This is a genomic window from Pseudahrensia aquimaris, assembly GCF_042676045.1.
Taxonomy (GTDB): Bacteria; Pseudomonadota; Alphaproteobacteria; order Rhizobiales; family Rhizobiaceae; genus Pseudahrensia; species Pseudahrensia aquimaris.
On record NZ_JBHTJV010000009.1, the window covers coordinates 245,602 to 271,163 of the forward strand.

At 56.3% G+C, this 25,562-nt stretch carries 22 protein-coding genes; 15 read left to right on the forward strand and 7 right to left on the reverse strand.

All coding sequences use genetic code 11. From position 1 onward, the window contains the following. Together coaE and dnaQ are read left to right on the forward strand one after the other, a co-directional pair. Entirely contained in the window at positions 1 to 609 is a 609-nt protein-coding gene (gene coaE, locus ACFQ14_RS09990) for a dephospho-CoA kinase (RefSeq protein ID WP_377212945.1), read from the forward strand. Then, positions 602 to 1,318 (forward strand): DNA polymerase III subunit epsilon, encoded by a 717-nt coding sequence (dnaQ, locus tag ACFQ14_RS09995; protein WP_377212591.1) that lies wholly within the window; start codon positions 602 to 604, stop codon positions 1,316 to 1,318. The genes coaE and dnaQ overlap by 8 nt, the downstream gene beginning before the upstream one ends. Positions 1,319 to 1,323: 5 nt before the next feature. On the opposite strand, the gene ACFQ14_RS10000 is transcribed toward dnaQ, so the two are convergent. The 3 genes from ACFQ14_RS10000 to ACFQ14_RS10010 form a co-directional block, all read right to left on the reverse strand. Then, positions 1,324 to 2,808 carry an ATP-binding protein gene (locus tag ACFQ14_RS10000; protein ID WP_377212592.1) on the reverse strand — a complete coding sequence of 495 codons (1,485 nt, stop codon included), beginning with the start codon at positions 2,806 to 2,808 and terminating at the stop codon, positions 1,324 to 1,326. A gap of 105 nt (positions 2,809 to 2,913) precedes the next feature. Further along, complete coding sequence (infC, locus tag ACFQ14_RS10005) at positions 2,914 to 3,450, reverse strand: translation initiation factor IF-3 (protein WP_377212946.1); 537 nt, start codon at positions 3,448 to 3,450, stop codon at positions 2,914 to 2,916. Positions 3,451 to 3,561: 111 nt separating this feature from the next. Then, positions 3,562 to 4,740: a glycosyltransferase family 4 protein gene (locus ACFQ14_RS10010; protein WP_377212593.1), complete on the reverse strand. Its 1,179-nt coding sequence runs from the start codon at positions 4,738 to 4,740 to the stop codon at positions 3,562 to 3,564. 70 nt (positions 4,741 to 4,810) lie between these two features. Here ACFQ14_RS10010 and ACFQ14_RS10015 point away from each other — a divergent pair, with 70 nt between their 5' ends. Beyond that, positions 4,811 to 5,614 (forward strand): alpha/beta hydrolase, encoded by an 804-nt coding sequence (locus ACFQ14_RS10015; RefSeq protein ID WP_377212594.1) that lies wholly within the window; start codon positions 4,811 to 4,813, stop codon positions 5,612 to 5,614. A gap of 55 nt (positions 5,615 to 5,669) precedes the next feature. Beyond that, positions 5,670 to 7,445, forward strand: a complete 1,776-nt coding sequence (locus ACFQ14_RS10020) for a hypothetical protein (RefSeq protein WP_377212595.1) — start codon at positions 5,670 to 5,672, stop codon at positions 7,443 to 7,445. A 389-nt stretch (positions 7,446 to 7,834) separates the two neighbouring features. Here ACFQ14_RS10020 and mbfA read toward each other — a convergent pair whose 3' ends face one another. Beyond that, on the reverse strand, positions 7,835 to 8,818 hold the full coding sequence (gene mbfA / locus ACFQ14_RS10025) for an iron exporter MbfA (protein WP_377212947.1): 984 nt from the start codon (positions 8,816 to 8,818) through the stop codon (positions 7,835 to 7,837). Between the two features lie 164 nt (positions 8,819 to 8,982). Between mbfA and lepA the strand changes: the two genes are divergently transcribed. The 7 genes from lepA to ACFQ14_RS10060 all read left to right on the forward strand — a co-directional run bounded on the left by lepA (position 8,983) and on the right by ACFQ14_RS10060 (position 15,297). Beyond that, entirely contained in the window at positions 8,983 to 10,788 is a 1,806-nt protein-coding gene (lepA, locus tag ACFQ14_RS10030; RefSeq protein ID WP_377212948.1) for a translation elongation factor 4, read from the forward strand. 3 nt (positions 10,789 to 10,791) lie between these two features. Continuing rightward, entirely contained in the window at positions 10,792 to 10,998 is a 207-nt protein-coding gene (locus ACFQ14_RS10035) for a SlyX family protein (RefSeq protein WP_377212596.1), read from the forward strand. Between the two features lie 57 nt (positions 10,999 to 11,055). Further along, on the forward strand, positions 11,056 to 11,811 hold the full coding sequence (locus ACFQ14_RS10040) for an SDR family NAD(P)-dependent oxidoreductase (protein WP_377212597.1): 756 nt from the start codon (positions 11,056 to 11,058) through the stop codon (positions 11,809 to 11,811). Between the two features lie 5 nt (positions 11,812 to 11,816). Then, entirely contained in the window at positions 11,817 to 12,101 is a 285-nt protein-coding gene (locus tag ACFQ14_RS10045) for a GNAT family N-acetyltransferase (RefSeq protein ID WP_377212598.1), read from the forward strand. Positions 12,102 to 12,116: 15 nt separating this feature from the next. Beyond that, positions 12,117 to 13,055, forward strand: a complete 939-nt coding sequence (locus ACFQ14_RS10050; protein WP_377212599.1) for a pirin family protein — start codon at positions 12,117 to 12,119, stop codon at positions 13,053 to 13,055. A gap of 82 nt (positions 13,056 to 13,137) precedes the next feature. Continuing rightward, positions 13,138 to 14,415 carry a hypothetical protein gene (locus ACFQ14_RS10055; protein ID WP_377212600.1) on the forward strand — a complete coding sequence of 426 codons (1,278 nt, stop codon included), beginning with the start codon at positions 13,138 to 13,140 and terminating at the stop codon, positions 14,413 to 14,415. A gap of 3 nt (positions 14,416 to 14,418) precedes the next feature. After that, positions 14,419 to 15,297 (forward strand): COG3904 family protein, encoded by an 879-nt coding sequence (locus tag ACFQ14_RS10060; protein WP_377212601.1) that lies wholly within the window; start codon positions 14,419 to 14,421, stop codon positions 15,295 to 15,297. On the opposite strand, the gene ACFQ14_RS10065 is transcribed toward ACFQ14_RS10060, so the two are convergent. After that, positions 15,294 to 16,376, reverse strand: coding sequence for a DUF2855 family protein (locus ACFQ14_RS10065; RefSeq protein ID WP_377212602.1), 1,083 nt, complete (start codon positions 16,374 to 16,376; stop codon positions 15,294 to 15,296). The two genes, ACFQ14_RS10060 and ACFQ14_RS10065, sit on opposite strands and share 4 nt — an antisense overlap. Positions 16,377 to 16,382: 6 nt before the next feature. Continuing rightward, positions 16,383 to 17,807 carry a hypothetical protein gene (locus tag ACFQ14_RS10070; RefSeq protein ID WP_377212603.1) on the reverse strand — a complete coding sequence of 475 codons (1,425 nt, stop codon included), beginning with the start codon at positions 17,805 to 17,807 and terminating at the stop codon, positions 16,383 to 16,385. A 196-nt stretch (positions 17,808 to 18,003) separates the two neighbouring features. On the opposite strand from ACFQ14_RS10070, the gene ugpB reads away from it, so the two are divergent. The 4 genes from ugpB to ACFQ14_RS10090 all read left to right on the forward strand — a co-directional run bounded on the left by ugpB (position 18,004) and on the right by ACFQ14_RS10090 (position 22,213). Next, positions 18,004 to 19,317, forward strand: coding sequence for a sn-glycerol-3-phosphate ABC transporter substrate-binding protein UgpB (gene ugpB, locus ACFQ14_RS10075; protein WP_377212604.1), 1,314 nt, complete (start codon positions 18,004 to 18,006; stop codon positions 19,315 to 19,317). Between the two features lie 78 nt (positions 19,318 to 19,395). Beyond that, positions 19,396 to 20,277 (forward strand): sn-glycerol-3-phosphate ABC transporter permease UgpA, encoded by an 882-nt coding sequence (ugpA, locus tag ACFQ14_RS10080; RefSeq protein WP_377212605.1) that lies wholly within the window; start codon positions 19,396 to 19,398, stop codon positions 20,275 to 20,277. A 32-nt stretch (positions 20,278 to 20,309) separates the two neighbouring features. Continuing rightward, positions 20,310 to 21,146, forward strand: coding sequence for a sn-glycerol-3-phosphate ABC transporter permease UgpE (gene ugpE, locus ACFQ14_RS10085; protein WP_377212949.1), 837 nt, complete (start codon positions 20,310 to 20,312; stop codon positions 21,144 to 21,146). A gap of 11 nt (positions 21,147 to 21,157) precedes the next feature. After that, positions 21,158 to 22,213 (forward strand): ABC transporter ATP-binding protein, encoded by a 1,056-nt coding sequence (locus tag ACFQ14_RS10090; protein ID WP_377212606.1) that lies wholly within the window; start codon positions 21,158 to 21,160, stop codon positions 22,211 to 22,213. A gap of 98 nt (positions 22,214 to 22,311) precedes the next feature. Here ACFQ14_RS10090 and ACFQ14_RS10095 read toward each other — a convergent pair whose 3' ends face one another. Next, positions 22,312 to 25,410, reverse strand: a complete 3,099-nt coding sequence (locus ACFQ14_RS10095) for a calcium-binding protein (protein WP_377212607.1) — start codon at positions 25,408 to 25,410, stop codon at positions 22,312 to 22,314. Between the last annotated feature and the right edge of the window lie 152 nt (positions 25,411 to 25,562).

The following is a 25,562-nucleotide window of genomic DNA, read 5'->3' on the forward strand; positions in this document are numbered from 1 at the left end:
ATGCAACCATTGCTTTTGGGGCTTACTGGTTCCATCGGCATGGGCAAATCAACCACGGCTCAGATGTTTCGCGATGCTGGCGTTCCCGTCTTTGATTCTGACGCCACCGTTCATGCGCTTTATGAAGGTGAAGCGGTGCCACTTATTGAAGAGGCGTTTCCTGGCACAACGAAGAATGGCACCGTTGATCGGGCGCTTTTGAGCAGCCATGTCATCGGCAAAGAAGACGCGATGAAGAAACTGGAAGCCATTGTGCATCCGCTCGTTCACCGCGAAGAAATGGCATTTCGCGAACGGATCGGGCAGGAAGGTCACGCTATTGCCATCATGGATGCACCACTTTTGTTCGAGCGCAACAATGCCGACAAGGTGGATGCCATTATCGTGGTTTCCGCTCCACCCGAAGTTCAGCGGGAGCGGGTGCTGACCCGTCCCGGAATGAACGAGGAAAAATTCGAGGCCATTCTGGCGCGGCAAGTGCCCGATGTTGAAAAACGCGCCCGCGCAGATCACATCATCGATTCTTCTCTGGGTCTAGACGCCGCCCGCGAAGCGGTGGCACAGCTCCTTCACATCTACACTCCTTTGGAGATCGACGATCATGCGTGAAATCATATTCGATACGGAAACAACCGGCCTAAATGCGCGGGAAGGGGACCGAATCATCGAAATCGGTGCTGTCGAGCTGATCAACCGTTTCCCAACGGGAAAAACGTTTCACATTTATCTCAATCCGGGCGATCGGGAGGTTCACCCCGATGCAAAGGCTGTTCACGGAATTTCCAACGAAGACCTCAAGGATAAGCCGTTCTTTGAAAATGTGATCGATGAGTTCATGGATTTCTTCGGCGAAGGTGCGCTGGTCGCGCATAATGCGAAATTTGACATGGGCTTTTTCAACGCCGAAATGACCCGCGCCGGGCTTACTCCTTTCGACCCTGCGCGTGTGATCGACACGCTGGAAATCGCAAGACGAAAATTTCCCGGTGCACGCGCTTCGCTTGATGCTCTGTGTTCACGCTTCGGTATTTCCAATGCACACCGCACGTTGCATGGCGCACTGCTCGATTCTGAACTTCTGGCCGAAGTTTATCTCGAACTCACCGGGGGCCGTCAGGCTGGCCTTGGCTTTGACGATGGCGAGGAACAATCGGCCAATGCCCGCGTTTCACCCGGTTCCTACGCACCACAAAAGCAGCGGCCAGGAAAATTGCCGCCACGCATAAGCCGCCAGGAACTTCAGGCTCACGCGGAATTTGTCGAGAAAATGGGTGAAGCGGCACTTTGGAAAAAGTGGATTTCCAAGAAAGCTTCTTGAGACGACTAAACCGAAGCTGTGGGGAGCCAAAGTCGGAACTGCGCGCCCGGCATATCATTGTCCAGCAGTTCAATTGTGCCGCCATGGTTCCAAACCAGCTCAGCCGCAATCGCTAGTCCCAGGCCCGTCCCACCGGCGCGGGTGGATTTGGCGAAGGCCGAAAACAACTTGTCCCGAGCATCTGTCTCAAAGCCGGGGCCAGTGTCTGAAACTAGAATTTCCACACCGCTGTCACGGCTATTGGCTTCAACAGTCAGCCTGCGCACAACATTGGCATCGTTCATCGCAGTCATCACCTGCACTGAGTTCCTGCAAAGATTAAGCGCTACTCGGAAGAACTGATCGGCATCGGCCTCAATCTCAAGATCGGGTGCAACCTTGTTGTTCCATTCCACATCGCTTTCCATATCGAGCGACAGAACTTGAGCAACCTCTTCCATCAAGCGATGCAGCTTTAAGATGGCGCGTTTCGGTTCCCCTTCGCCTGCCTTGCCGTATTCCAGAACGGAACGGGTGTAATCCACCGCACGATCAATCGTCCGCACCAAACGCGGCGCAAGACGCTGCACGGTTGGGTCTTCAAGGCTGGTAAGCCGATCGGAGAACAGCGACGCCGAAGCCAAAATATTGCGCAGATCGTGGTTGATTTTGGAGACAGCCAAGCCGAGGTCTGCCAAACGCCGTTGCTGGTTCATCTGTCCGCGAACCTGCTTTTGCATCGCGCTCAATTGTTCTTCCGCCACCCCTATCTCGTCACGCCTGCCTGTGGGTTTGATCACTAAGTCGCCGTCTTGTGGATCCCGGGCGAAGGCCAACATGCGACTCGTCATGGATTGTAGTGGCCGGATCAGGAATGAACGCAAAGTAAGGAAGACGAGTCCAGCGGTCAGAAACGCAAGCGATAGCGAGATCAGTAAAACATTGCGGGCATAGCCCAACATGGCTTCTCGCATCGGTTCGTCCGACATGACCATTTCAAGCTGTCCCGGACTTTGCGCCATCGGTCCATAAACCCGGATCGTGCGATCGCCGCCAAAAATCAATGTATCGAGCGCATCGCGGATGGAGTAAATTGCCTGAAGCCGCCCTGGATCTGTGACCATGATCTGGTCGTCAATCGACACAGGCATATCGCGTCTGGCCAGAATTTCCCGCGCACCGTCGCGCTCAAAGACAATGAGATCGGTCTGCGTCAGATCGAGAAGTTTCATACGCAATGCTTCGGAAGACTGGCTGTCGGGCAATTCGCGCAGCGAAAGGCTTGCCACCTCGCCCGTCGTAAACTGGCGCTTTAGCCAGGTCAGGCGATAGTTCGCGACCGAAGGCACAAAGATCAAAACTTCGGCCAGCATGATGAACAGCGCGGTGATCATAAGCAGTTTGCCTGACAGGCCGTCCGGCAGAAAAAATCGCGTCAGGAAACCGCGTTTGCCACGCGATTGCGCCTGCATAGGGGTCGATGTTTCCTTGCTGATCGGGGTTTGATCCATTGTTCGGCTGCGCGGGTTGCGTTCTCCTGATGAGCTCTTCTGAAAGCGGTTTAAAAGGAGGTTGCCACAACCCGGCAGTGAAACAAGGTGATGATGTCAGGACGTCTACTTAGGTGCCAAAACCATCATCATCTGGCGGCCTTCCAGTTTCGGTTCGGCCTCCACTTTGGCGATTTCGTCGGTGTCTTCCTTGACCTTCTTCAAAAGGTCCATGCCGAGGTTCATGTGAGCCATTTCACGGCCACGGAAGCGCAGTGTGACCTTTACCTTGTCACCATCCTCGAAAAATCTGCGAACAGCCCGCATCTTGACCTCATAATCGTGGGTGTCGATGTTAGGGCGCATCTTGATCTCTTTGACCTCGATGACTTTCTGCTTTTTGCGGGCTTCGGCAGCTTTTTTCTGAGCGGCGTACTTGTATTTCCCGAAGTCCAGGATTTTGCAAATGGGGGGGCGGTTGGTTGGAGAGATCTCGACCAAATCAAGGCCGGCTTCCTCTGCCATTTCCAAGGCTCTTTCAAGCGGAACGGAACCGTGGTTGGTGCCCTCAGCGTCAATCAATTGAACTTCGGGGGCGATGATATCTTTGTTAGCCCGTGGGCCTGATCTTTGTGGCTGGGCAGCTCTGTGTGGACGGCGAATCGTGGTGATCCTTTTTTCTGTTTCGTTTTAGGCGGTTCAATGCATCAAGCGACACGAAGACTTCGTAGCAGAATTCGTAACGCTTGGCGAGATCATGCATTGCGCCATGGTTCACGCCGTATCAAGCAATTTCTCGTAAATGCCAAGCGTTTCACGGCACATGCGTTCCAATGAGAAGTTGGCCACGACATAGTTTCGTGCATTGCGTCCTACACGTTGCCGCTCCGCGTCATCCATATCAAGCAGCGCTTGCAGAGCTTGCGCCATCGCGTCCGCATCGCCCGCCAGCACTTTCCAGCCCGTTCGTTCGCTTTCATCTACGGCGGGTGGACACAGCACTGTCTCTACCACAGCGCCAATATCGGTAACGATCAACGGCTTTTCAAAAGCGCTTGCTTCCACCGCTGCCCGTCCGAAGGCTTCCGCATCGATTGAGGCGACAATCACCACATCGGCCAACGCCATGGCCGCCGCTGGATCATCGCAATGGCCGGGCATTGATAAGTTTGCGGCAATACCATGCGCTTCTACTGAGCTTTTCAGCGAGGCTACATAGTCTTCCCGTCCTTGTGGATCACCAGCCAATACGAACCGTGTTTGTGGATAGTGCGGTGCGATTTTGGCCGCACAATCGATCACGACCCGTTGGCCCTTCCATTCCGTGAGCCGCGCTAATTGGAGAACCACGAAGTCATCGACTTTCAGACCCCAATCGTTGCGCAGCTTGGCCAAGCGCTCGGCATCAATTGTGTCCGTGTTGAAGTCTTCAAAGTTTGTTCCCCGATAGACGGTCTGTATCCGTCCATCGGCCCAAGGGTTGCGCGAACGAATGAGATCCGCGGTCCAGTTCGAGTTGGCGATCACAACATCAGCCCGTGCCATGACCGAGTTATAATAGGCTTTGACAGCATTCGATTGCGAATAGGCACCGTGATAGGTGGTCACGAAAGGGATCTTTTTGGCCCACGCGGCCCAAAGGCAAGACCAGGCAGGACTGCGCGACCGCGCATGGATGAGATCAACGTTTTTCTCTGTGATGAGCTTTTTCAAGCGTTGCGCGTTGCGCCAAATCGTCAACGGATTTTTGGAATCCACTGGCATCTGTATGTGGACTGCGCCATGCGCCTCCACTTCTGGCACCATGCGCCCACCGCTGCTCGCGATAATCGAGCGCCAGCCGCGGTCTACTATCGTTTGGCTGATGTCGATCGCGGTGCGTTCGGCTCCGCCGGTGTGCAGGCCGGGTAAGACTTGGAGAATGGTTTTCGGTTCGTCCGGCTTCGCGCTCATCTTGATGTTTTGTTCCGCTTTCGCTTTGAAGGGGGTCGCAAACTTGCATGGCTTAGCCGGAAACAGCGATATGGAAACTGCTACCACCCTACAACACCACTGGCCAGATGAAGCGTCATCATCGACACTAATTGCTATCCGCAAATCCGTGCGTGATAGGGCTCCCGGCCTGATCTGGCTGGGTGGATTCAAATCCGACATGCTGGGCACAAAGGCCGAAGCGATGGTTGCTCTGGCCGAACAGTTGGGTGTTTCGTCGCTGCGGTTTGACTATTCTGGCCACGGCGAATCGGGGGGTGAATTTACCCAAGGTACAATTTCGCGCTGGGTGGCCGAAAGCGTGGCTGTGATTTTGGAACAGACTTTCGGTCCGCAAATTCTGGTCGGTTCCTCAATGGGCGGATGGATTGCGCTGCGGCTTGTGCAAGAGTTGCAAAAGCGCGGTGAAAAAGATCGCATTGCGGGTCTGTTCCTGATCGCACCCGCGCCCGATTTCACCAGCGAATTGATGGAACCAGCCTTTAGTGATGAGCAACGGGAAGAAATGGCGCAGAACGGTTATGTTGCTGAGCCAACACCCTATTCCGATGAACCAAACATCATCACGCGGCAATTGATCGAAGATGGCCGCAACAATCTGATTTTTGGCTCCGGCCTCAACGTTGGAAAACCCGTTCACATTCTGCAAGGCGCTGCCGATCCCGATGTGCCTGCCGATCACGCCCACCGTATCGTGGCCGAACTTGTCCACGATAATGTCGCGCTTACCATGGTGCCGGATGGCGACCACCGGTTGTCGCGTGATGAAGATATAGCCCTGCTTAACCGCTTGCTGCATCAATTCGTGACAAGATACACCAATGAAGAGCTTTGATTTTTAACTCGTTTTCACTGACACTGCCGCAATGAGGGAATCGGAGGAACAGCGCATGGCGCTCGATGCTTCCGGGGGCGCACAGCGAAAAGACGTGGAAGCCGCGCTTGAACGGGCGCTGGCGGCCGAGTCAATTTCAGGTTCGCAACAACTCTCAAATTTTCTAAGATTCGTCGTCACCAAAAAGCTCGACGGTGAAGAGGCCGATATCAAAGCCTACAGCATCGCGGTCGATGCTTTGGGCCGTGAGGAGGATTTTGACCCGCAGGAATCCGCCGCTGTTCGCGTGGCGGCTGGCCGCCTTCGCCAAGCGCTTGCGCTGCACAACGCGCAGATAGAAGACGATGAAGCTGTACGCATCGTGCTGGAGCCGGGTTCTTATGTTCCAACGTTTGAGCAGTCGAAGACACCAACCGAGGTGCCGCTGTCTGAAACTCCGGTCGAGGCGCCTGTCCCCGCCTCCGTTGTCGCAGAGCCCGCGCCAACGCAGCCAACGCCGAAGCTCGCTCGACTGGTGACGGGTCAACACAGAATGTTGCGCTGGCTCGCTCTGGCTGTAGCCATTTTGGGCGTTGTGGCGCTGGTGAATTTAAGTCTTCTTATCTATTCGACCTTTCGTGCTGACAGTGCCACCGACCCAACACTGCAATTGGCCCCGCAAGACACAGGTCGCCTTCCACGAATCGTTGCCGTGCTGAAGCTGCCGGAGGCCAGTTATCCTGACTGGTTCGGCATTGGTGAGTTTGCTGATTCCATTGGCTATGTGATGTCGAGATTCAACGATTATCAATTCATGGGATTGCAACGCAGTGAGGGTGAAGAGGCTGGCGAGCTGCCCGAGGCTGACTACGTGATGGAAGTTACCGCCCGCAGGCGCGGTGAACAGGTGCGGTTTTTTGGTGCACTGAAGCGCACCCGCGATGATGTGGTGATTTGGTCATCAAGCCGCCTGATCGACAGGCCAGCTTCGGTGGGAGACCGCAATGTCCTCGACATTCTGGGCCGCATCTATTCTCCGGTCGCTTCGCCTTATGGCGTGATCTACGTCGATGTCGCCAATGCAAGAGGAATGCGCAGCCAGCTGGATTGCGTGATCAAAGGCTATCAGTATTTCTATTTTGAGAGCGATCCGGGCCACGCAAACGCTCGCGCCTGCGCTGAGGCGGCGCTGGAAAGCGGCACCAAATTGCCATCAATCTACGCCATTCTTACTTTCCTGTATCTCGACGAACACCGCGAAGACCGCAACCGTCTCGAACGCGATCCGCTGGAAGCTGCGCAACGCATGGCACAAAAGGCCATTGCACTGGGCCCGCAATCGGCGCGAGCGCATCAAGCATTGTTTGCCGTTCAAAAGGTTCTGGGCCAACGCCAAGCGGCTAATCAATCGGCGCTAGAGGCCATCAAACTGAACCCCTACGACGCAGATATTTTGGGCGATTATGCAGCGTGGCTCATTTCCATTGGTGATGTGGAGCGTGGCAATGAGTTTCTGGGCAAAGCCGATCAGCTTCTGGCGGTACGGCCCGCTTGGTTCGATTTCTACCGTTTTTTGGGTGCGCAATTATCCCGGGATTTCAAATCGGCCCAAGACATCACAACAATGATGGACATGCGCCGCTCTCCGCTTCTCGCGATGGCGGTTGCAATCGGCGCACATAGCCGCACGGATTTTGATACAGCGCGCAAGGCGCTGGAGGAATTGGTGCGTGCTGAGCCTGGCTTTGCGACCGATCCCCTGGACCGTCTTATCAAGCGGGGATTCGATGCAAGCGTCGCCAAGCAGCTTGTTGAGAAGCTCGATGCCGCTGGTCTGGCATCGTTCCGCTAGGGGTTTCATACGCCATCTTGCGTGAAACTTCACGAAACGTGGAATTTTCGCTTCAGCGAAGCACATGAATTAAAAGGATTTAACGCCATGTAACCTCTATTTACGTAAACGTAACTGTTACATACGTGCCAAGTTTGAATCTTTGCGGCTACATATAAGCACGCCGACGCGAATGGATGGGGCGCAAGCCTTGAAGCGCAAGTTTCAGGGTGGTCCATCGCGAAGGCACCGTGCTCACCTCCCAGTCTTTGCAAGTGGACTGGTTGAGACGGCATGAACCCGGAACCGACGCAAACCCGCACCCATCCCTCTTAGCGGGCGAGCGTCGGTTCCACCTCTTTCCAAAGCGCTTTGGAGGCGGTGAACGGACTTCTCCCGCCGCAAAACCCTCACGCACTGCCGATCAAAATTCCCGCCGCGAGCACCAGTGCGCCGCCAAACACGATCTGCAGGGCGGAGCGCAGGAACGGTGTTTCCATGTAGCGGTTTTGAATCCAGGCAATCGCCCACAGTTCAAAGACCACCACGATGCCGGCGGTGAATGTCGCGGTCCAGAAATCCGTGATGAGATAGGGTAGGGCATGCCCCAATCCGCCAACCGTGGTCATGATGCCGGATGCAAACCCGCGTTTGATCGGCGAACCGCGCCCCGTCAGCTTTCCGTCGTCGGATAGGGCTTCGGTAAAGCCCATCGAAATACCAGCGCCAATCGAAGCGGCAAAGCCAATGAGGAAAGTTTCCCACGTATCGCGGGTGGCGAACGCTGCGGCGAACACCGGCGCGAGCGTGGAAATCGAGCCGTCAATCAATCCTGCAAGACCGGGCTGAACATAAGTCAGGATAAAGGCCCGCTTTTCCGTCTCGGCCTCTTCGTCAATCTCACCAGAATCTGCGATGGCATCCGTCATTTGCGCTGCGAGCGACATATGCGAGGACTCAGCCAGCGCCAGATCACCCAGCAGTTTTCGCGTTGAGGCATCGTTGGCGCGCTCAGCGGCCTGCAGATAAAAGCGGTGCGCTTGTTCCTCCATGGCGACCGCCTGTTTGCGCACATTGTCGACGCCCAACGGTCGAACCAGCCAATCGGCCTTTCGGGTGTAAAAACCGCGCACGTGTTCGCGGCGGATGAGCGGCACATGGTCACCGAAGCGCTGCACGTGCAGATCAATCAAGCGCCTGCGGTGTTCGTTCTCTTCTTTCACCATTCCGTCAAAGACAGCAGCAGAGGCCGGATAGTCCTCCCGCAAGCCGTCTGCATAGGATTGATAGATGCGTGCATCTTCCTCTTCTGAAGATATGGCGAGGGCCAATATTTCCTGCTCCGACAGGCTGTCGAAGGAGCGTTTTGATCCGCTAAGTATGCGCGAGAAGATCATGGTGGAAAGGCCATCTTTGGGTGAGTGTGTCTCTGATTATACCAAAGCTGAAAACCACGTCGAATGGTTCGTCATTTCTAGCCTTCGCTCCCATCGGGCATTTCGACACGGACAGCAAAACGGCGCTTGCGCGGCCTTTATATTGGTCTAAATACGATCCCATGAGCACAGATCTTTCCCACATCCGTAATTTTTCCATCGTCGCCCATATCGACCATGGCAAATCCACTTTGGCAGACCGTCTGATTCAGGTTTGCGGTGGTTTGACCGAGCGTGAAATGTCCGAGCAAGTGCTAGACAATATGGACATTGAGCAAGAGCGCGGCATCACCATCAAGGCGCAAACTGTGCGGCTGGATTACAAGGCGAAAAATGGCGAGGATTATATCCTCAATCTCATTGATACGCCCGGCCATGTGGACTTTGCCTACGAGGTTTCCCGTTCTCTGTCAGCGTGCGAAGGCTCGTTGCTGGTGGTTGACGCATCCCAAGGTGTGGAAGCGCAGACGCTCGCCAACGTCTATCAAGCCATCGACAATGACCACGAGATTGCGACCGTTCTCAACAAAATCGACCTGCCCGCCGCCGAGCCGGATCGCGTCAAAGCCCAGATTGAAGAAGTTATTGGGCTGGATGCCTCGGGTGCAGTAGAAATTTCTGCAAAAACTGGCCTTGGCATCGAAGACGTGCTGGAAGCGATCGTCCACCAATTGCCGCCGCCGAAAGAGGGTGATCCAAACAAGCCGCTTAAGGCTCTGCTGGTCGATTCCTGGTACGACGCCTATCTCGGTGTGATCGTGCTGGTGCGGGTGGTTGATGGCAAAATGAAAAAAGGCCAGACGATCCGCATGATCGGAACGGATGCGAAGTATCCCGTTGAGCGTGTTGGCGTCATCACTCCGAAGCTGGAAACCGTCGACGAACTCGGCCCCGGTGAAATCGGCTTCATTACTGCTTCCATTAAGGAAGTGGCTGATACCCGCGTTGGCGACACGATCACGGAAGACAAAAAACCAACCGAATCTCCGTTCCCCGGCTTTAAACCCGCGCAACCCGTCGTGTTCTGTGGCCTGTTCCCCGTCGATGCAGATGATTTCGAGGATTTGAGGGCTGCGGTCGGCAAGCTGCGCCTCAACGATGCGAGTTTCTCCTACGAAATGGAATCGTCTGCTGCACTTGGATTCGGCTTCCGCTGCGGTTTCCTTGGTCTGCTGCACTTGGAAATCATTCAGGAGCGGTTGGAACGCGAGTTTGACCTCGATCTGATCGCAACTGCGCCTAGCGTGGTCTACACGTTGAAATTGCGCGATGGATCGGAAATGCAATTGCACAATCCGGCGGACATGCCGGACGTGATGAAGATTTTGGAAATTCACGAACCTTGGATCAAAGCCACGATCCTCACGCCTGATGAATATCTTGGCCCGATCTTGAAATTGTGTCAGGAGCGCCGCGGCATCCAGACCAATCTCACCTATGTCGGCAAACGCGCCATGTTGGAATACGAACTGCCGCTGAACGAAGTGGTGTTCGACTTTTACGACCGGCTGAAATCCATCTCGCGCGGCTATGCAAGCTTCGACTACCAGATGCACGAATACCGTGAGGGTGATCTGGTGAAACTGGCGATGTTGGTCAATGGCGAGCCGGTTGATGCGCTGTCCATGCTGGTCCACCGTTCGGCCGCAACCAATCGGGGCCGTGTGATGTGTGAGAAGCTCAAAGAGCTGATCCCCAAACACATGTTCAAAATCCCGATTCAGGCGGCCATTGGCGGCAATGTGATCGCGCGCGAGACTATCTCCGCGCTGCGCAAGGATGTGACGGCCAAGTGCTACGGCGGCGACGCCTCGCGCAAGCGCAAGCTGCTGGACAAGCAGAAGGCGGGCAAGAAAAAGATGCGCCAGTTCGGCAAGGTGGAAATTCCGCAGACCGCTTTCATCGAAGCGCTCAAAATGGGCGACTAGCCCATGTCGGATAGCAAGCGCATCGACGCGCTGGAAGAAACCATCGCGCACCAAACCAAAGAGATCGAAGAGTTGTCCGCTCTGGTGCGCGATCAATGGAAGCGCATTGATGAAGTTACCCACGCCTTGATGCGTTTTCGTGATCGGCTGACCGAAGTGGAAGAAGCCGGCACCGGCCCCCATGAAAACACCCGCCCTCCGCATTATTGATTTCGCCTGCCTTTGGGTTAGCGTTGGCGTGCTGGTATCTCACGCAGGAAAATCCGCATGACCGAAAAAGTTGCCCTCGTCACAGGCGCCGCCCGTGGCATCGGCTTGGCAACCACCAAGTTGTTCATTGAAGAGGGCTACCGTGTTGTCATGGTAGACCGTGACGGTGATGAGCTGGCTGCGGCTTCCAAAGGCATCAATTCCGCTCTCCCGCTCAATCTCGACATTTCCGCACCTGAACAGGTGGACGAAATGATCGAACGAACGCAAGCGCATTTCGGACGTCTCGATGCGCTGGTCAATAATGCCGGTGTCGCTGATTTTGGCCCCATCGAAGGCACGGACTTCAAGCGTTGGCGCACGGTTATGGAAACAAATCTTGACGGCGTGTTTTTGTGTTCGCAGGCGGCGACCCCGCTGCTGAAGCAATCGAAGGGTGCTATCGTCAACATCGCGTCTATTTCCGGCCTGCGCGCCTCGACGCTTCGTGTGGCCTATGGAACATCGAAAGCCGCTGTCATCCATCTGACAGAGCAACTGGCTGCGGAACTCGGTGAATACGGCATCCGCGCCAATTGTGTCGCGCCTGGCCCGGTGCGCACAAAGCTCGCTATGGCCGTGCATACCCAAGATATCATCGACGCTTACCATGACGCTATTCCGCTCAACCGATACGGCAGTGAAGACGAAATCGCCAACGTGATCGTGTTTCTGTGTTCGCCCAAAGCCAGCTATGTCACCGGCCAGTTGATCAGCGTTGATGGCGGTTTTGAATCCACTGGCATTGGCCTGCCATCTTTGAGAAGCGGTTGAACGCCATGGATATCAAGCTGGAAGAAAGCGGCAGTGGCGGGCGCTATTTTATAACCACTGATAATGGCGACGTGGCCGAAATGACGTTTTCCAAGGCGGGAGACTCGATGATTATCATCGACCATACCAGCGTGCCCGATAGCCTGCGCGGTGGGGGATATGGCCAAGCGCTTGTGGCGCGGGCAGTCGAAGATATGCGGGCAGCGGGCAAGAAGATTTTGCCCCTGTGCCCCTTTGCAGCCACTCAATTCCGCCGCCACCCTGAACACGCAGACGTGCTGAACAAATAGAACGAGGATAGAGACATGAGTTGGAACCCCGCCATCGACCCCAATTGCGTGGATGAAGCCAGCATCGATTCCATCGAAACGCTGATCATTCCGCGCGCCCGCGATTTGGGCGGTTTTGAGGTTCGCCGGGCGCTTCCTTCGGCTAAACGGCAAATGGTTGGCCCCTTCATCTTTTTCGATCAAATGGGCCCGGCAGAATTTCTCACCAACGAAGGCATTGACGTGCGCCCGCATCCCCATATCGGGCTGGCGACGGTGACGTATCTCTACAAGGGCGAATTTCAACACCGGGATTCGCTCGGCACGAACCAGATGATCTATCCCGGTGAGGTCAACTGGATGATTGCGGGCAACGGCGTCACCCATTCCGAACGCACCAGCGAGGAGACCCGCGCGAGCGGATCCAGCCTGTTCGGCATCCAGACATGGGTGGCCATGCCCGCCAAGGATGAAGACAAACCGGCAGGCTTTGAACATCACAAGGAAGCGGCGCTGCCGTTCCTTGAAAGCGAAGGCAAAAGCGTGCGCCTCATCATCGGCAACGCTTATGGAGAACGCGCTCCAACAAAGACATTCTCGGAAATGTTCTACGCCGATGCGGTGTTGCAAGCGGGTGCCAGCCTGCCGCTGCCGGACGACCATGAGGACAGAGGTATCTACATCACTCAAGGGTCGATCACCGTCGCTGGCGATGTGTTTGAAGCGGGGCAGATGATGGTGTTCCGCCCCGGCGACAAGATCACAGTTACAGCCGGTGAAACGGGTGCGCGGCTTATGTTGCTGGGCGGAGAAACGCTCTCGGAATCGCGCCATATCTGGTGGAATTTCGTTGCTTCATCGAAGGAAAAGATCGAAGCCGCCAAAGAAGCGTGGCGACAGGGCGATTGGGAACACGGCCGTTTTCAATTGCCACCGGATGACAACGACGAGTTCATCCCGCTTCCCGACCGCTGAGGTGCACAACCACTCTTGCCCTTATCCCGCCATGACGCCACGATAAGTCATCTCGAAACGTATCTGGTACGGGAGCAGTATAATGGCGCGAGATTTGCGCAAGGCCCAAGTCGGGCTGGAAACCATGACGGGCGCGGTGTTGGCTATCCTCGCCTTGGCATCGGGCGTCTACACCTATCTAGGCGTGCGCGAATTGCTGAACGGTTCGCCCACGGTCGTTTTCCTCGGAGCCGTGATTTATTCCATCGCCGTGTCGGTCGGCATATTTGGCTTCTGGTCCTACCTCATGCGGTTCATGCCGCACGTGAAAACGGGCCACGGACGCCGCTACCTCTATCTCGCCATGGTGCTTGGCTCGGCGATGATCGTTGCCATGTCTTCGTGGTTGAACGCCGCCGCTCTGGCCGGTGGGGCCGCGCTGGAACAGCATCTGGCCAACACGACCGAAGAATACCAGCGCAAGCTTGAACAGGCGCACGACAACGCGCTGGCTGCGCAAAGCCTGCTGCCTGATATTGCACTCGCTTCTCAGCGTTTCTCAAGACTGGCGCAAGAAGAGGCCGCTACTGGCGCTCTGACAGGCACTTCGGGCAGCGGCACTGTGGTGCAGCTTCTTTCGCAAATGTCGAACCAATTGACCGGCCTTCAAAGCGAAATTATCGAATCACGCGTGCCCACCAAGGAACTCTTCACCGAGGGTGGTGAGCGTCTGGCCGCCATGCGCAAGCTTGTGTCGCAAGCAGGGCCGGTGGATGCCCGTGCCAATGCCTTCGCGGAAGAAGCGGTTGCCCTTTCGGGAACAATTGCTTCGTTACAGCAATCATCCATCGCACCCGCTGTAAAACGGGCTGCGGAAGATCTGGGCCGTTCTTTCATTGCGCCGGAAGCCGATGGCGGCACAGCAGACCTCGCCAGCCGTCAAAACGCGGTGGTGGACCGCGTCGAACAGGCCGTGAAATCTCAAAGCACCGTTTTAGCAGCGGCGGCAGAACAAATATTGTCCCGCCCGGCTGTGGAGCCCGTCCGCTTTACGCCGCTGTCATCGCCGGAAGCTGTGCTGCGCTATGCGGGAGATTTCATGCCATCATGGGCAGGCGCGATCTCCATTGACCTTTTGCCGGCAGTGATGATTTTCATCCTCTGCATTGTGCAAGCGGCGATCCGTCAGGAAGAAGGGTTGGAGACCGATGCAAACGACGTTACCGCCCATGAAATGATGCGGGCTGTGCGTCTCTACAAGCAGATGAATGCGATTGAAAAGGATGAGACAGTTCCACCGCCAGAGCCCGAACCAGAGCCAGAGCCGCAACCGCGGGCAGAGCCCTCAAATGTCACCCCGCTTTCTGGCAAAACACCTTAGCCTATGGCCCGCGAGACGCTCAAACGCCCGCTGACGGCGCTTATCCGATCATTCAACGATGGCAGCGCGTTGCGTTATGTCTTTCTGGGCATGTTGGGTCTAACGGTCGGGACTGTGGGCCAAGACTTTTCGCAAATGCTGGCCGAGACGCCCGACGGCATTCCAGGCTCGCAGCGGCTGGAGCCCGCTCCGATGCAATTGCCGCAACCGGGCGATCAGACGCGGCCCTATCTTCCCCGCACAATGCCCATCGGCCCATCACGCCGTGCGCCCTCTTTGCCGGGCTATACCGGACCAACGGACGGCACGGTGCTCTCCGAAGGCATGACGTTCCACCTTGGCCCTGACGGCAAAGCAAGCGCGTTAGGCCGCATCGACGCCGGGGCCGCTGCACGGTTGCAGAAGTTCATTGAAAAATACCGCGATGAGGCAGGCCGCAGCGCGATTGGCGAAGTGCATCTGCATTCGCCGGGCGGTTCGGTTTCTGACGCGCTGGCCATGTCTCGCACTATCCGCGAAGAGGGTATATCCACCGTCATTCCCGCCCACGCTTATTGCGCGTCGTCCTGCCCGTTGGTTCTAGCGGGCGGCCTTTATCGCAGCGCAGGCGAAGGCTCTTTCATCGGCGTCCATCAGGTCTATGCCCTGCCAAACGCTACCGGCACCTTGCAGCGTGGCATGAGCGAGGCCCAAACGGTCTCCAGCATCGCGCAGCAATTGTTGGTCGATATGGAGGTGGACTTGCAGGTATGGGTGAAGGCTATGGCAACGCCGCCGGCGCAGCTCTATGTCTTCACGCCTGACGAACTTCGTCGCTTCAACCTTGCAAACGGCACGCCAAAACGCACTCTGCCGAAACCTCGGCCCGAAGCAGAAATCTAAAGGCGGATCAACAAGCCTTTTTGCGGCGGTGCCTTGCCGTCCACCACGTCGTTGTAGATGCCTTTCATTGCTTCCAGCCCGTCCAGATGATCCAATTCCAGCCAAGCCATGCTTTTGGCGGCCGTTTCCATAATAAAGGTATTGGACCGTTTGCTGAATTCTGCCGGCCCCCAATCTTCCATGCGTTTCTGAACGTGCGCGGGCGCGAAGAAGAATTCCCGCCTGTCGCGGATGATCGCCTCGTTCTTTCGCGCGCCTTCCCAATGGGTCAGCCCCACATCAAGCGTGCGAAGCATCGCTTCGCCCAGATGGGTGTGCAACCGACCCAGCACATCTGCATTGCCTGACATATCGACGATAGCGCTCGGGCGCTTGGCGATGGCGTCTTCCATCGCGTCATAGGTTGTCACTTCGTCATAGACGCCAATCGACTTCGTGAATTCGAGATTGCCAGCTGAGGTAACGCCGACGCAGGCCGGCGCGTCGTCGTCCTGCGCCAAGGCATAGGCGAGGCCGATGCTGGTCTTGCTCGAAGCGCTCACCACGATGACCTGTTCCGCCCCGTACCAGTCGTTCTCTTTCAGCTGATCCCAAATCGCAAAGGACGTGAGGTAGAGTGGGAAGAACAGCATTCGCAGATCATCGTGTGCAGAATTGTATCCCGGCTCGGCACTAAGGCGCTGATAGATGTTATAACCTTTTGGCAGTTTGAGCCGATGCTCGGAACCATCGAAAAAGTGGCTGTCTGCGAGTCCAGACACGTGCATAACGATGCTGTCAGCAGGCGGGAAATAGCCAAACAAGCGCTCACCAACAGCCATGCCTTCAGCTTGTGACTCAACAACTTCACCAAATCCCCAAACGGGAAAAATGCCCCATTCACCCGCCGCATCGTCCGCAGGCTGGAAGAATTGCCAATATCCCAGCGTATCGCCCGCTACCGCATAGGTGATGTTGTTGGCCGACAGTCCAAACTTCTCCACCCGCACACGAACGCTGCCATTTGGAAGATCGGCTGGCGTGTCCTCTACCAACCGTGCGTCTGAAATGGCGCTCTTGCGAACCTGAAACTGTGTCATGTGAAATCACCCCGTTGGGCAGCAGGTATCGGACTTTTCCAACGTGCTGACAAATTGCTGAAGCTTGGCCATTGCTGGCATGGAATTGTCTTTCATGCGCTGGATGACGGCACGTTTTTCGTGATCGTCCTCGGCAATGCCGCTCACCATCGCGCTGAACCCGTCTAGACGGTTGGAGCGCAGCCACGCCTTCATGTCCGGGTCCATGCTCCAATTGTATTGGTTCATCATGAAAGGGATCATCATGCGTATCCAGTCCGTGTCGTGGTTTGGCAGGGGCACCACCCCGCAAAGGCGGTTTTTCTCGGCTTCCGTCTCGCGGGTGGCTTCCACATGGGCAATCAGCGCGGCGCTGAACACCGGCTGGTAGGATCGAACGGTCTGTGGCGTGATCGTATCGCCTTGAAAGATCGGCTTGGTAGCAAGATTGCTGATGGCGCTGGCGGAACAATCCACGTGCACTGTGTTGGGTGTGGTGGCGATGGAGCCATAGGCCAGCGTGATTTCATTGAGGCCGATATGGCTCACCCGCCCCTTGCGCACGACATTCGTGATGCGCCGAAGCTGCGCCAGTTCCGCCTGCGAGATCGTCGCCCCGTGGAACATGCTGGGCCGAACGTTCTTGTCGAGCCGCAACAAAACACCAGCCTCCTCAAGCCTGTCGAACAGATCTTCAACACTGTCAGCCGCCGCGATTGCTTCAAACTGCCGGGCTTGCGCTTCCATCGTATGGTGGAAAAATTCAATGCCAGCCTGCGTGTTCTGGCGGTCCAGCATCCACCCGTCGCGCGAGATAATCCACGTGATCGCATCGGGGTCGACGCCGTTTTCCAACAGCCAGATACAGGCATCCATGCCCGTTTTGCCCCCGCCGATCACGACGAACCCGTCTGGCCTGTCGCTGATCGTCGGCAAATCGTTCAGCGGCATGAAGCGCACACCGCTTTCGACGCTGAAGCTTGGCGTGTGGGTGGCGGGGATGGTGGTTTTTAGATAAGTCGCGTCAACGAACTTCTTTGCAGAGACTTTGCGTTCTTCACCTGTCAGCAGCGAGGCAAAAGTGCCGTCGCCGCGATAATCACTCATTGGAAAATATCGCACGCGGCCCGAGGGTAAAAACCGCTCCTGCATGACCCGATCGAAATAAGCATTTACCTCCGCGCCGCTGGCCAGTGAGCCAAGCCCTTTGTTCAATCCCACTTCATCCAATTTGCCGTTGCTCAATTCTGTCGATGATACGCCATAGAAGGCCGAAGGCTGATGCAGGGTCACAAAAGGATACGCGAGGTTCCAATGCCCGCCGGGCTTTTGGAACCGGTCCACGATAATCATGTCTGCGTCGCTGTCGGTCAGCAGCGAATCGGCAAAGGCCATGCCCACTGCGCCGCTGCCAACGATAAGGTAATCCGTCGAAAGATCTGTCTTGGTCATGCCATCGCTCCATCCAATCGGCCGTAAAGCAGCGTAGAGCGTTTCATCCCGGTGAGAAAGGCAGGGGTAAAATATGGATTCCTGTGGTCTGCGATACAAAAGCAGTTTGACACAAAAGTTTTGCAGTCCGACCATAGGAACAGCTTTCGTGGGCAAACGGTCCCCGTCCCACGTTCAGCAATTGGAGGAACAACAAATGAAATTTCGCAAAACACTTCTCGCGGCCAGCGTTGCCGCATCCGCCGTTCTCGGCAGCGCAGCCAGCGCCGCTGAAATCCAGTTCTGGCACGCATTTACAGGGCGTCTTGGCGATCTTGTCGCCGAACAGGTTGAGACGTTCAACAAAAGCCAGAGCGAGCATACGGTCGTGGCTGCGCACAAAGGCAATTATTCCGAAACACTGAACGCAGGCATCGCGGCTTTCCGCGCCGGCGAACAACCGCACCTTTTGATGGTGTTTGAGGTCGGCACTGCCACGATGATGTCGGCCAAGGGTGCCATCAAGCCGGTCTACGAAGTGATGGCTGAATCGGGCGCGACTTTTGACCCCGACGCCTATATCGGGTCGGTCAAAGGCTATTACACCACGCCAGAAGGCCAGATGCTGTCGCTGCCGTTCAACTCTTCAACACCGGTGCTTTGGGTCAACAAAGACCTGCTGACAAAAGCCGGTGTTGATCCTGAAGTTGACCTTTCCACATGGCAGAAGGTCGATGAAGTTCTGACCAAAGTGAAAGCAGCAGGCATCGAATGCCCGATGACGACCGCTTGGCAGAGCTGGATTCACCTGGAAAACCTCTCCGCCTATCACAACGTTCCGTTTGCCACGAAGGATAACGGCTTTGCTGGTGTGGACACCGAACTAGCGCTTAACAGCCCACTTCAAGTCACCCACATTCAAGCGATGGGCGACTGGGCAAAAGACGGCAAGTTCATCTACGCTGGTCGTCGCAACGAAGGCGGTGCAAACTTCCGCGCTGGCGAATGTGCGCTGTTCACCGAGAGCTCTGCCGGTTATGCGGGTATCAAGGCGGAAGCGAAATTCGATTTCGCCGTGCGCCCGCTGCCCTATTGGGAAGGCACTGAAGGCGCACCACAAAACACCATCATTGGCGGTGCTTCGCTCTGGGTGATGCAGGGTCACGAGGCGGAAGAATACAAGGCGGTTGCAGACTTCCTGAACTTCCTGTCCTCGACGGATATTCAAGCCAAGTGGCACCAGGACACCGGCTATCTGCCGATCACGTCTGCCGCTGGCGAGAAAACCAAGGCTGACGGTTTCTACGAAGCCAATCCCGGCACCGACATTGCCGTGATCCAGATGACGGCGAAAGAACCGACGGCCAATTCAAAGGGCTTGCGTCTTGGTTCCTTCGACCAAATCCGTGGCATCATCGATGAAGAGCTGGAAGCCGTCTGGTCCGGTGACAAGACAGCACAAGCCGCTCTCGACAGCGCGAAAGAGCGTGGCGACAAGCTGTTGCGCCGCTTCGAGCAAGCCAACCGCTAGGTCGCTCGTCTGATCTAGGGCCGGGGGCGGGTTCGCCCGCCTCCGACCCATTCGACGTTTGAATCGGGGGCGTCTGGCATGGAAAAACGGGTGACATTCAACGGCTGGTTGCTGCCGCTAGCGCTTGTCTTTCCGCAAGTGTTCATCTCCGCCGTCTTCTTTTTCTACCCCGCAGGGCAGGCCATTTGGCAATCGCTCTTCATTCCGGACCCGTTTGGTCTGTCCACCCAATTTGTGGGTCTTGGAAATTTCGAATTTCTGCTGACCGACCGCTTCTACCGCGCGTCTTTCGTCACCACCGCGATTTTTTCCACCCTCGTAACCATCGTTTCCATGGTTCCGGCGCTGTTTCTCGCCGTCATGGCAGACCGTCTGATCAAGGGCGCTGGTACTTACCGCACTCTGCTGATCTGGCCTTATGCCGTCGCGCCTGCTGTCGCGGGCGTTTTGTGGCTGTTCATGTTCAACACACGCGTCGGCGTCGTTTCATGGTATCTCGGCCAATTGGGTTATGACTGGAACCATGTGCTCAATGAAGCCGAAGCGATGGGACTCGTGGTTGTCGCCTCCGCTTGGGGCCGCATCAGCTACAATTTCCTGTTTTTCTTTGCCGCGTTGCAAGCCGTGCCGCGTTCGGTCATCGAGGCGGCAGCCATCGATGGTGCACATTTCTGGAAGCGGTTTTTCACCATCGTCTTGCCGCTGCTGTCGCCGACCACATTCTTTCTGCTTGTCGTGAACATCGTCTACGCCTTCTTCGAGACGTTTGGCGTCATCCACACGATCACCGCAGGAGGCCCGCAACAAGCGACGACGATTCTTGTCTATAAGGTCTTCTCAGACGGTTTCGTCGGTCAAGATCTTGGCTCGTCCGCGGCGCAATCGGTTATCCTGCTCTTCGTCGTGGGTCTGCTCACCATTCTCCAGTTCAAATTCGTTGAGAAGAGGGTTCACTATTGAGCGACGCGGCACTCAAGGAACCCGCCCCCGGCATGGTGGAAAAACGTGGTTCGGCGCTATGGCTCACCCATGCGCTGATGATCTTGGGTGTGCTGGTCGTGTTCTTTCCCATATGGCTTGCCTTTGTGGCGTCTACGGTCACGCAGCCGGAAATCGTAAGCCCCCCGATGCCGCTTCTGCCGGGGGATCACTTTTGGGAAAACTACAGCCGCGCCCTTTTCTCTGGCGTCAATGTTCCCGTCTCAACAATGTTGTTCAATTCGTTCGTCATGGCGATGGGTATCGCGATTGGTAAAATCATCATCTCTCTGCTTTCAGCCTTTGCGGTTGTCTATTTCCGCTTTCCCGGCCGCACATTGTTTTTCTGGATGATCTTCATAACGCTCATGCTGCCCGTCGAAGTGCGCATTGTGCCGACTTATGAAGTTGTTGCCGGTTTCGGCATGTTGAATTCCTATTCAGGTCTGATCTTCCCGCTCATCGCTTCGGCCACGGCGACCTTCCTCTTCCGCCAATTTTTCATGACAATCCCTGACGAACTGGCGGAAGCCGCGCGTGTGGATGGCGCAAGTCCGATGCGCTTTTTCGTCGATATCATTATCCCCATGAGCCGCACCAACATCGCAGCGCTGTTCGTCATTTTGTTTATCTACGGTTGGAACCAATATCTGTGGCCGCTGCTCATCACCACCGAGCCGGACATGAACACCGTGGTCATGGGCATCAAACAGATGTTCCCATCCGGCGACGACACGGCTGACTGGCCGGTGATTATGGCGACGTCAATTCTGGCAATGATCCCGCCGGTGATCGTCGTGGTCTCGATGCAGAAATTGTTCGTCCGCGGCCTCGTGGACAGCGAAAAGTAGGGGGCAGGGACATGGCAACGGTCGAACTCAGGGACGTGAAAAAGCGCTTCGGCAAGACCGAAGTGATTCATGGCGTCAGCGTCGATATTAACGATGGCGAATTCATCGTCATCGTCGGTCCCTCCGGCTGCGGAAAATCCACTTTGCTCCGCATGGTGGCGGGCTTGGAAAGCGTGAGCGAGGGCGAGGTTGCGATCAACGGCGCCCGCGTCAACGAGATGGAACCCATGGAACGCGACATCGCGATGGTGTTCCAGAATTACGCGCTTTATCCGCATATGAGCGTGCGCCAGAACATGGCCTACAGCTTGAAAATCGCGGGCCTTTCCCAATCCGAAATCGACACAAAGGTCGCCGAAGCTGCGCGGCTGTTGCAACTGGAAGACTATCTCGACCGCCGCCCCAAACAACTCTCCGGCGGCCAGCGCCAGCGAGTCGCCATGGGCCGCGCCATCGTGCGCGAACCGGCGGTGTTTTTGTTCGATGAGCCGCTGTCGAACCTTGACGCGAAATTGCGCGTTCAGATGCGGCTGGAAATCAAGGAATTGCAATCAAAGCTCGGCGTCACTGCGCTTTACGTGACCCACGATCAGGTGGAAGCCATGACGATGGCCGACCGGATGATTGTGATGAATTCCGGCATCGCGGAGCAAGTCGGCACGCCGCTGGAAGTTTACGAGCGTCCGCAAACCCTGTTCGCAGCCCAGTTCATCGGCAGCCCCGCCATGAACATCGTTGATGCGACGGTGACGGGCGGGAAAGTCTTGCTGGAAAACGGTGTTACGCTTCCCGGCAAGGTCAAACACGAAGGCCCGGTCAAGCTCGGCATCCGGCCCGAGCATTTGGAAATCAACCCGCGTGGCAAGATCGCGCTGGACGTGGTGTTCACCGAACCTCTGGGTGCCAATACCTTGCTGCATGGTCGGTTGGCTGGCTCAACAACAGCGCTGACAGCGAATCTCAACGGCATCCATCGCGACACGGAGCAGGGCAAGACGCTCAAGTTATCCGTAGCGCCGGAAAACATTCACTTATTCGATGCCCAAACATCTCAGCGGCTAAACTGAGCGACAATCATTGCAAAGCGTAACCCGGCTTGTATCTTCAACTGCACAGGCAGTGCGAGAAGACGTGATGCTGTCGGGCCAACAAGCTGGTCAGCATCTCAATAAAACAGGAAGTCACTGGCATCGATGGTGATATTTTGACCGTTATCGCTGTTCAGCAGGATCGAATTGTCTCCAGTGCCGTCATTGAGTGTCAACAGGACCGAAGCGGAGCCGTTGCCGGTAATCGTGAAATCGGAAAGTTCATCGGCAACACCGTTGGACGGGTCGTTGCCGCCCCAGACCTTGAGCCGGTCCAGACCATCTTCGTAGTCGAAAATGGTGTCATTTCCGAAGTCGGAGCGGACGAACAGGAACAGGTCTCGGTCCGCGCCGCCTACCAACAGGTCGTCGCCCCGTTCGCCCTGAAGTGTATCGCGTCCGGCATGGCCTTCCAGCTCGTCATCGCCTGTTCCGCCGTTCAGAAAATCGACGCTGCTGCCGCCTGAGAGATTATCCGAACCGCCGAAGCCGTAGAATTTTGTACGCCCGGACGCGCCGGTCATTTCGTCGGAAGCTGTGTTTGAGCCCCAGAACTGTTCTATCGACGCGAAAAAGTCGCCCTGCGCGTCACCCGTCCCGGTTTGATAGGTTTCGCTAAGATCAATGCGGATGCCGAGCAGTCCATCGCGGGCGTCGAACGTGTCGAACCCGTTTCCGCCGGAGAAGATGTCGGCACCGCCCTCGTCCAGCACAAAGCGGTCATTGCCCGCGTTGCCCGCGAAGCGGTTGTCGAGCGCATTGCCTTTGCCGACATGGTTGCCCGTGTCGGTGAAGTTGAGGCGTTCGAGGTTGTCGCTCAGCGTATAGCTGGCGAGGTTGGTGAAAACCTCGTCGTAACCGCGGCCGACGTCTTCGAGGATTTCGTCACCTTCGTCGTCAATGATATAGTCGTCGTTGCCCCAACCGCCTGCCAAAAGGTCCGCGCCGGTTCCCCCGTCGAGCAGGTCGTCACCATACCCCCCGGCAAGAAAGTCGTTATCTTCGCCGCCGAAGAGGCGGTCGTTGTCCCCACCGCCAATAATCTGGTCCGGGCCACCTTCGCCATAGATCGTGTCTTGGCCGTCCTCGCCGTACAGGATATCGGTGAAACCCAAGCCGCCGCGAATGGTGTCGTCGCCGCCGCCACCACGGATCGTATTGCCGTCGTCACTGCCGATCAGAATATCTGCGAAGCCCGTTCCGATGAGGTTCTCGAATTCCGATATCTCGTCGACCGTGTATGTTCCGACCCGGAAGGCGACGAATTCCGCCGTCTGATCTCCGGCGAGCGAGATTTCGTAGTAGCCGCTCAAAAGCACGCCCGGCGAAGGCTGGATGTCCGAATAGTCCAGCGTGTCGATGCCTTCGCCCCCGCCGAGGATGTCAAGACCGCCACCGCCGCTGATGATATCGTTGCCGTCTCCGCCGTAGATCGATTCCACGTTGGTTGAGCCGATCAGCCGGTCGTTGCCGTCCCCGCCATGGAGGAAATCAGCATTGCCGCCGCCGCGGATCGTGTCATTCCGGTTTCCCCCGATTGCTGCTTCAACATTGAGAACGGTTTCCACGTTCAGATTGTTCGGTCCGTAACCGAAAGTGTAGGTATTCGTGGAGAAGTCCATTTCGCTGACGAACCCGGAGAGGACGCTCGGGTAGTCGGGCAGCTGAAACACGTCATACCCCATCCCGCCATTGATGAAATCGGTGCCCAGCCCGCCGTCGAGATAATCGTTGCCCTGGCCTCCATCCAGCGTGTCATTGCCCCTTCCGCCATAAAGGGAATCCGCGTCGTCGTTGCCGTTGAGAATGTCGTCACCGAGATCGCCGTAAAGGCGGTCGACACCTTCGTTGCCGTCGATGCGGTCGTCGCCTTCGCCACCGTAGATTTCGTCATTTCCGGTGCGACCAAACAGGAAATCATTGCCCTGCATGCCGTGCATAACGTCGTTGCCACCATTGCCATAGAAGGTGTTGGAGAACCCGTTGCCGACGAGAAAATCGTCGCCCTCGGTCGCTTTTGAGCGAATGTCGATGCCACTTCGGGTTTCGATAATGCTCCCGAAAATCTCGGCATCACCGTTCCGGTCCTGGCTTGAGGTCGAGAAAATCCGGCCGTCAGACAATTGCAGCAGATGGGTGGTGCCGTCGCTGTTGGCGATTGTGAGTTCGCCGTTGGTTTCCGGCGCACCGTTGTCGGCGAATTTCTTCACCTTCTGGACGTCATTAGCCCGCTCGCTCCATGAGACGAGAAAGCCGCCATCCGCCGTCGCCTCGATGTCGAAATGGCTGCCACTGTTTGAAAGGCCTCGGTTTTCCCACAGCGTGCCCTGCTGTTGAACGTTGCCCGAAGCGGTGAACGACACGTAGTGCAGCGTTTGCAGCGCATTGTAGGTCTCGGTGAAGATCATGGCGTAGCCGCCATCGTCCAGGCCTGTCAGGTGGACGTTGTAAATGCTCGCCCAATTGGGCGGAGCGTCGCTAATGTAGTGCAGTTTCTCCGATGACTGCGTCCCGTCCGGGTTCTGGATAATGAATTCCATGGCGTTGTTGCCAAGAACGTAGGTATCGGGATCGAAGAACGCTGCCGTCAGGAACGTCCCATCGGAGAGCGTGGTCGTATCCCAAGCGCGCACCGTTGTTGTTGAATCCTGAAGGGAATTGATCTCGAACTCGTCGCCCAGCGAATTGTCGAAGCGCGTGAAGACGCGGCCCTTCACGCCACCATCACCCGACCACGTGACCAGTGCCTGAGCGTTGCCGTTGATGTTGACCTGCGCGTTGCTGCCCGTGCCGATGGCCTTGTTGATCGCTTGGGTGCCGTCGTTGGTGTAGGTCTCCAACCTGACACGCAAGGACTGGTCGTCCTCGTCATAGTCGGTGAACACAGAAACGAAGCCGGTGTCGTGAAAGGCCGCCAGTTCGGCGCCGAACTCGTGGTCAGCCTTATAGTGTTGGTTGAGTTGAAAGTTGGCAGTCAGGGGATTGCCAAGCGGATCGAGTATGATTGCGACGATGTCCGTGCCTGGCGATGTCGCTGTCTGCACATCGTCATAATCGGTCCAGTAGACCAGTATGTTGTTGTTCGATAATTGGATCGAACCACCACCAAACTGGATGGTGTCATCGACGTTGAAGTTGAGTTGATAATTGGACTTCAGAAAATATGGTGCGGTCATGTGGGCCTCCCACGCAGCGCTCAATAACGCACTGCATTGCTTGAGTTTTGTTTGATTTGCCGATCCGGCAAACCTCACCCCTGATCGCCAACTTGCCATCCACGGCAATCGCTCCGCATACTGCAAGTGCTGTATGCGCGAGAGAAATTTTG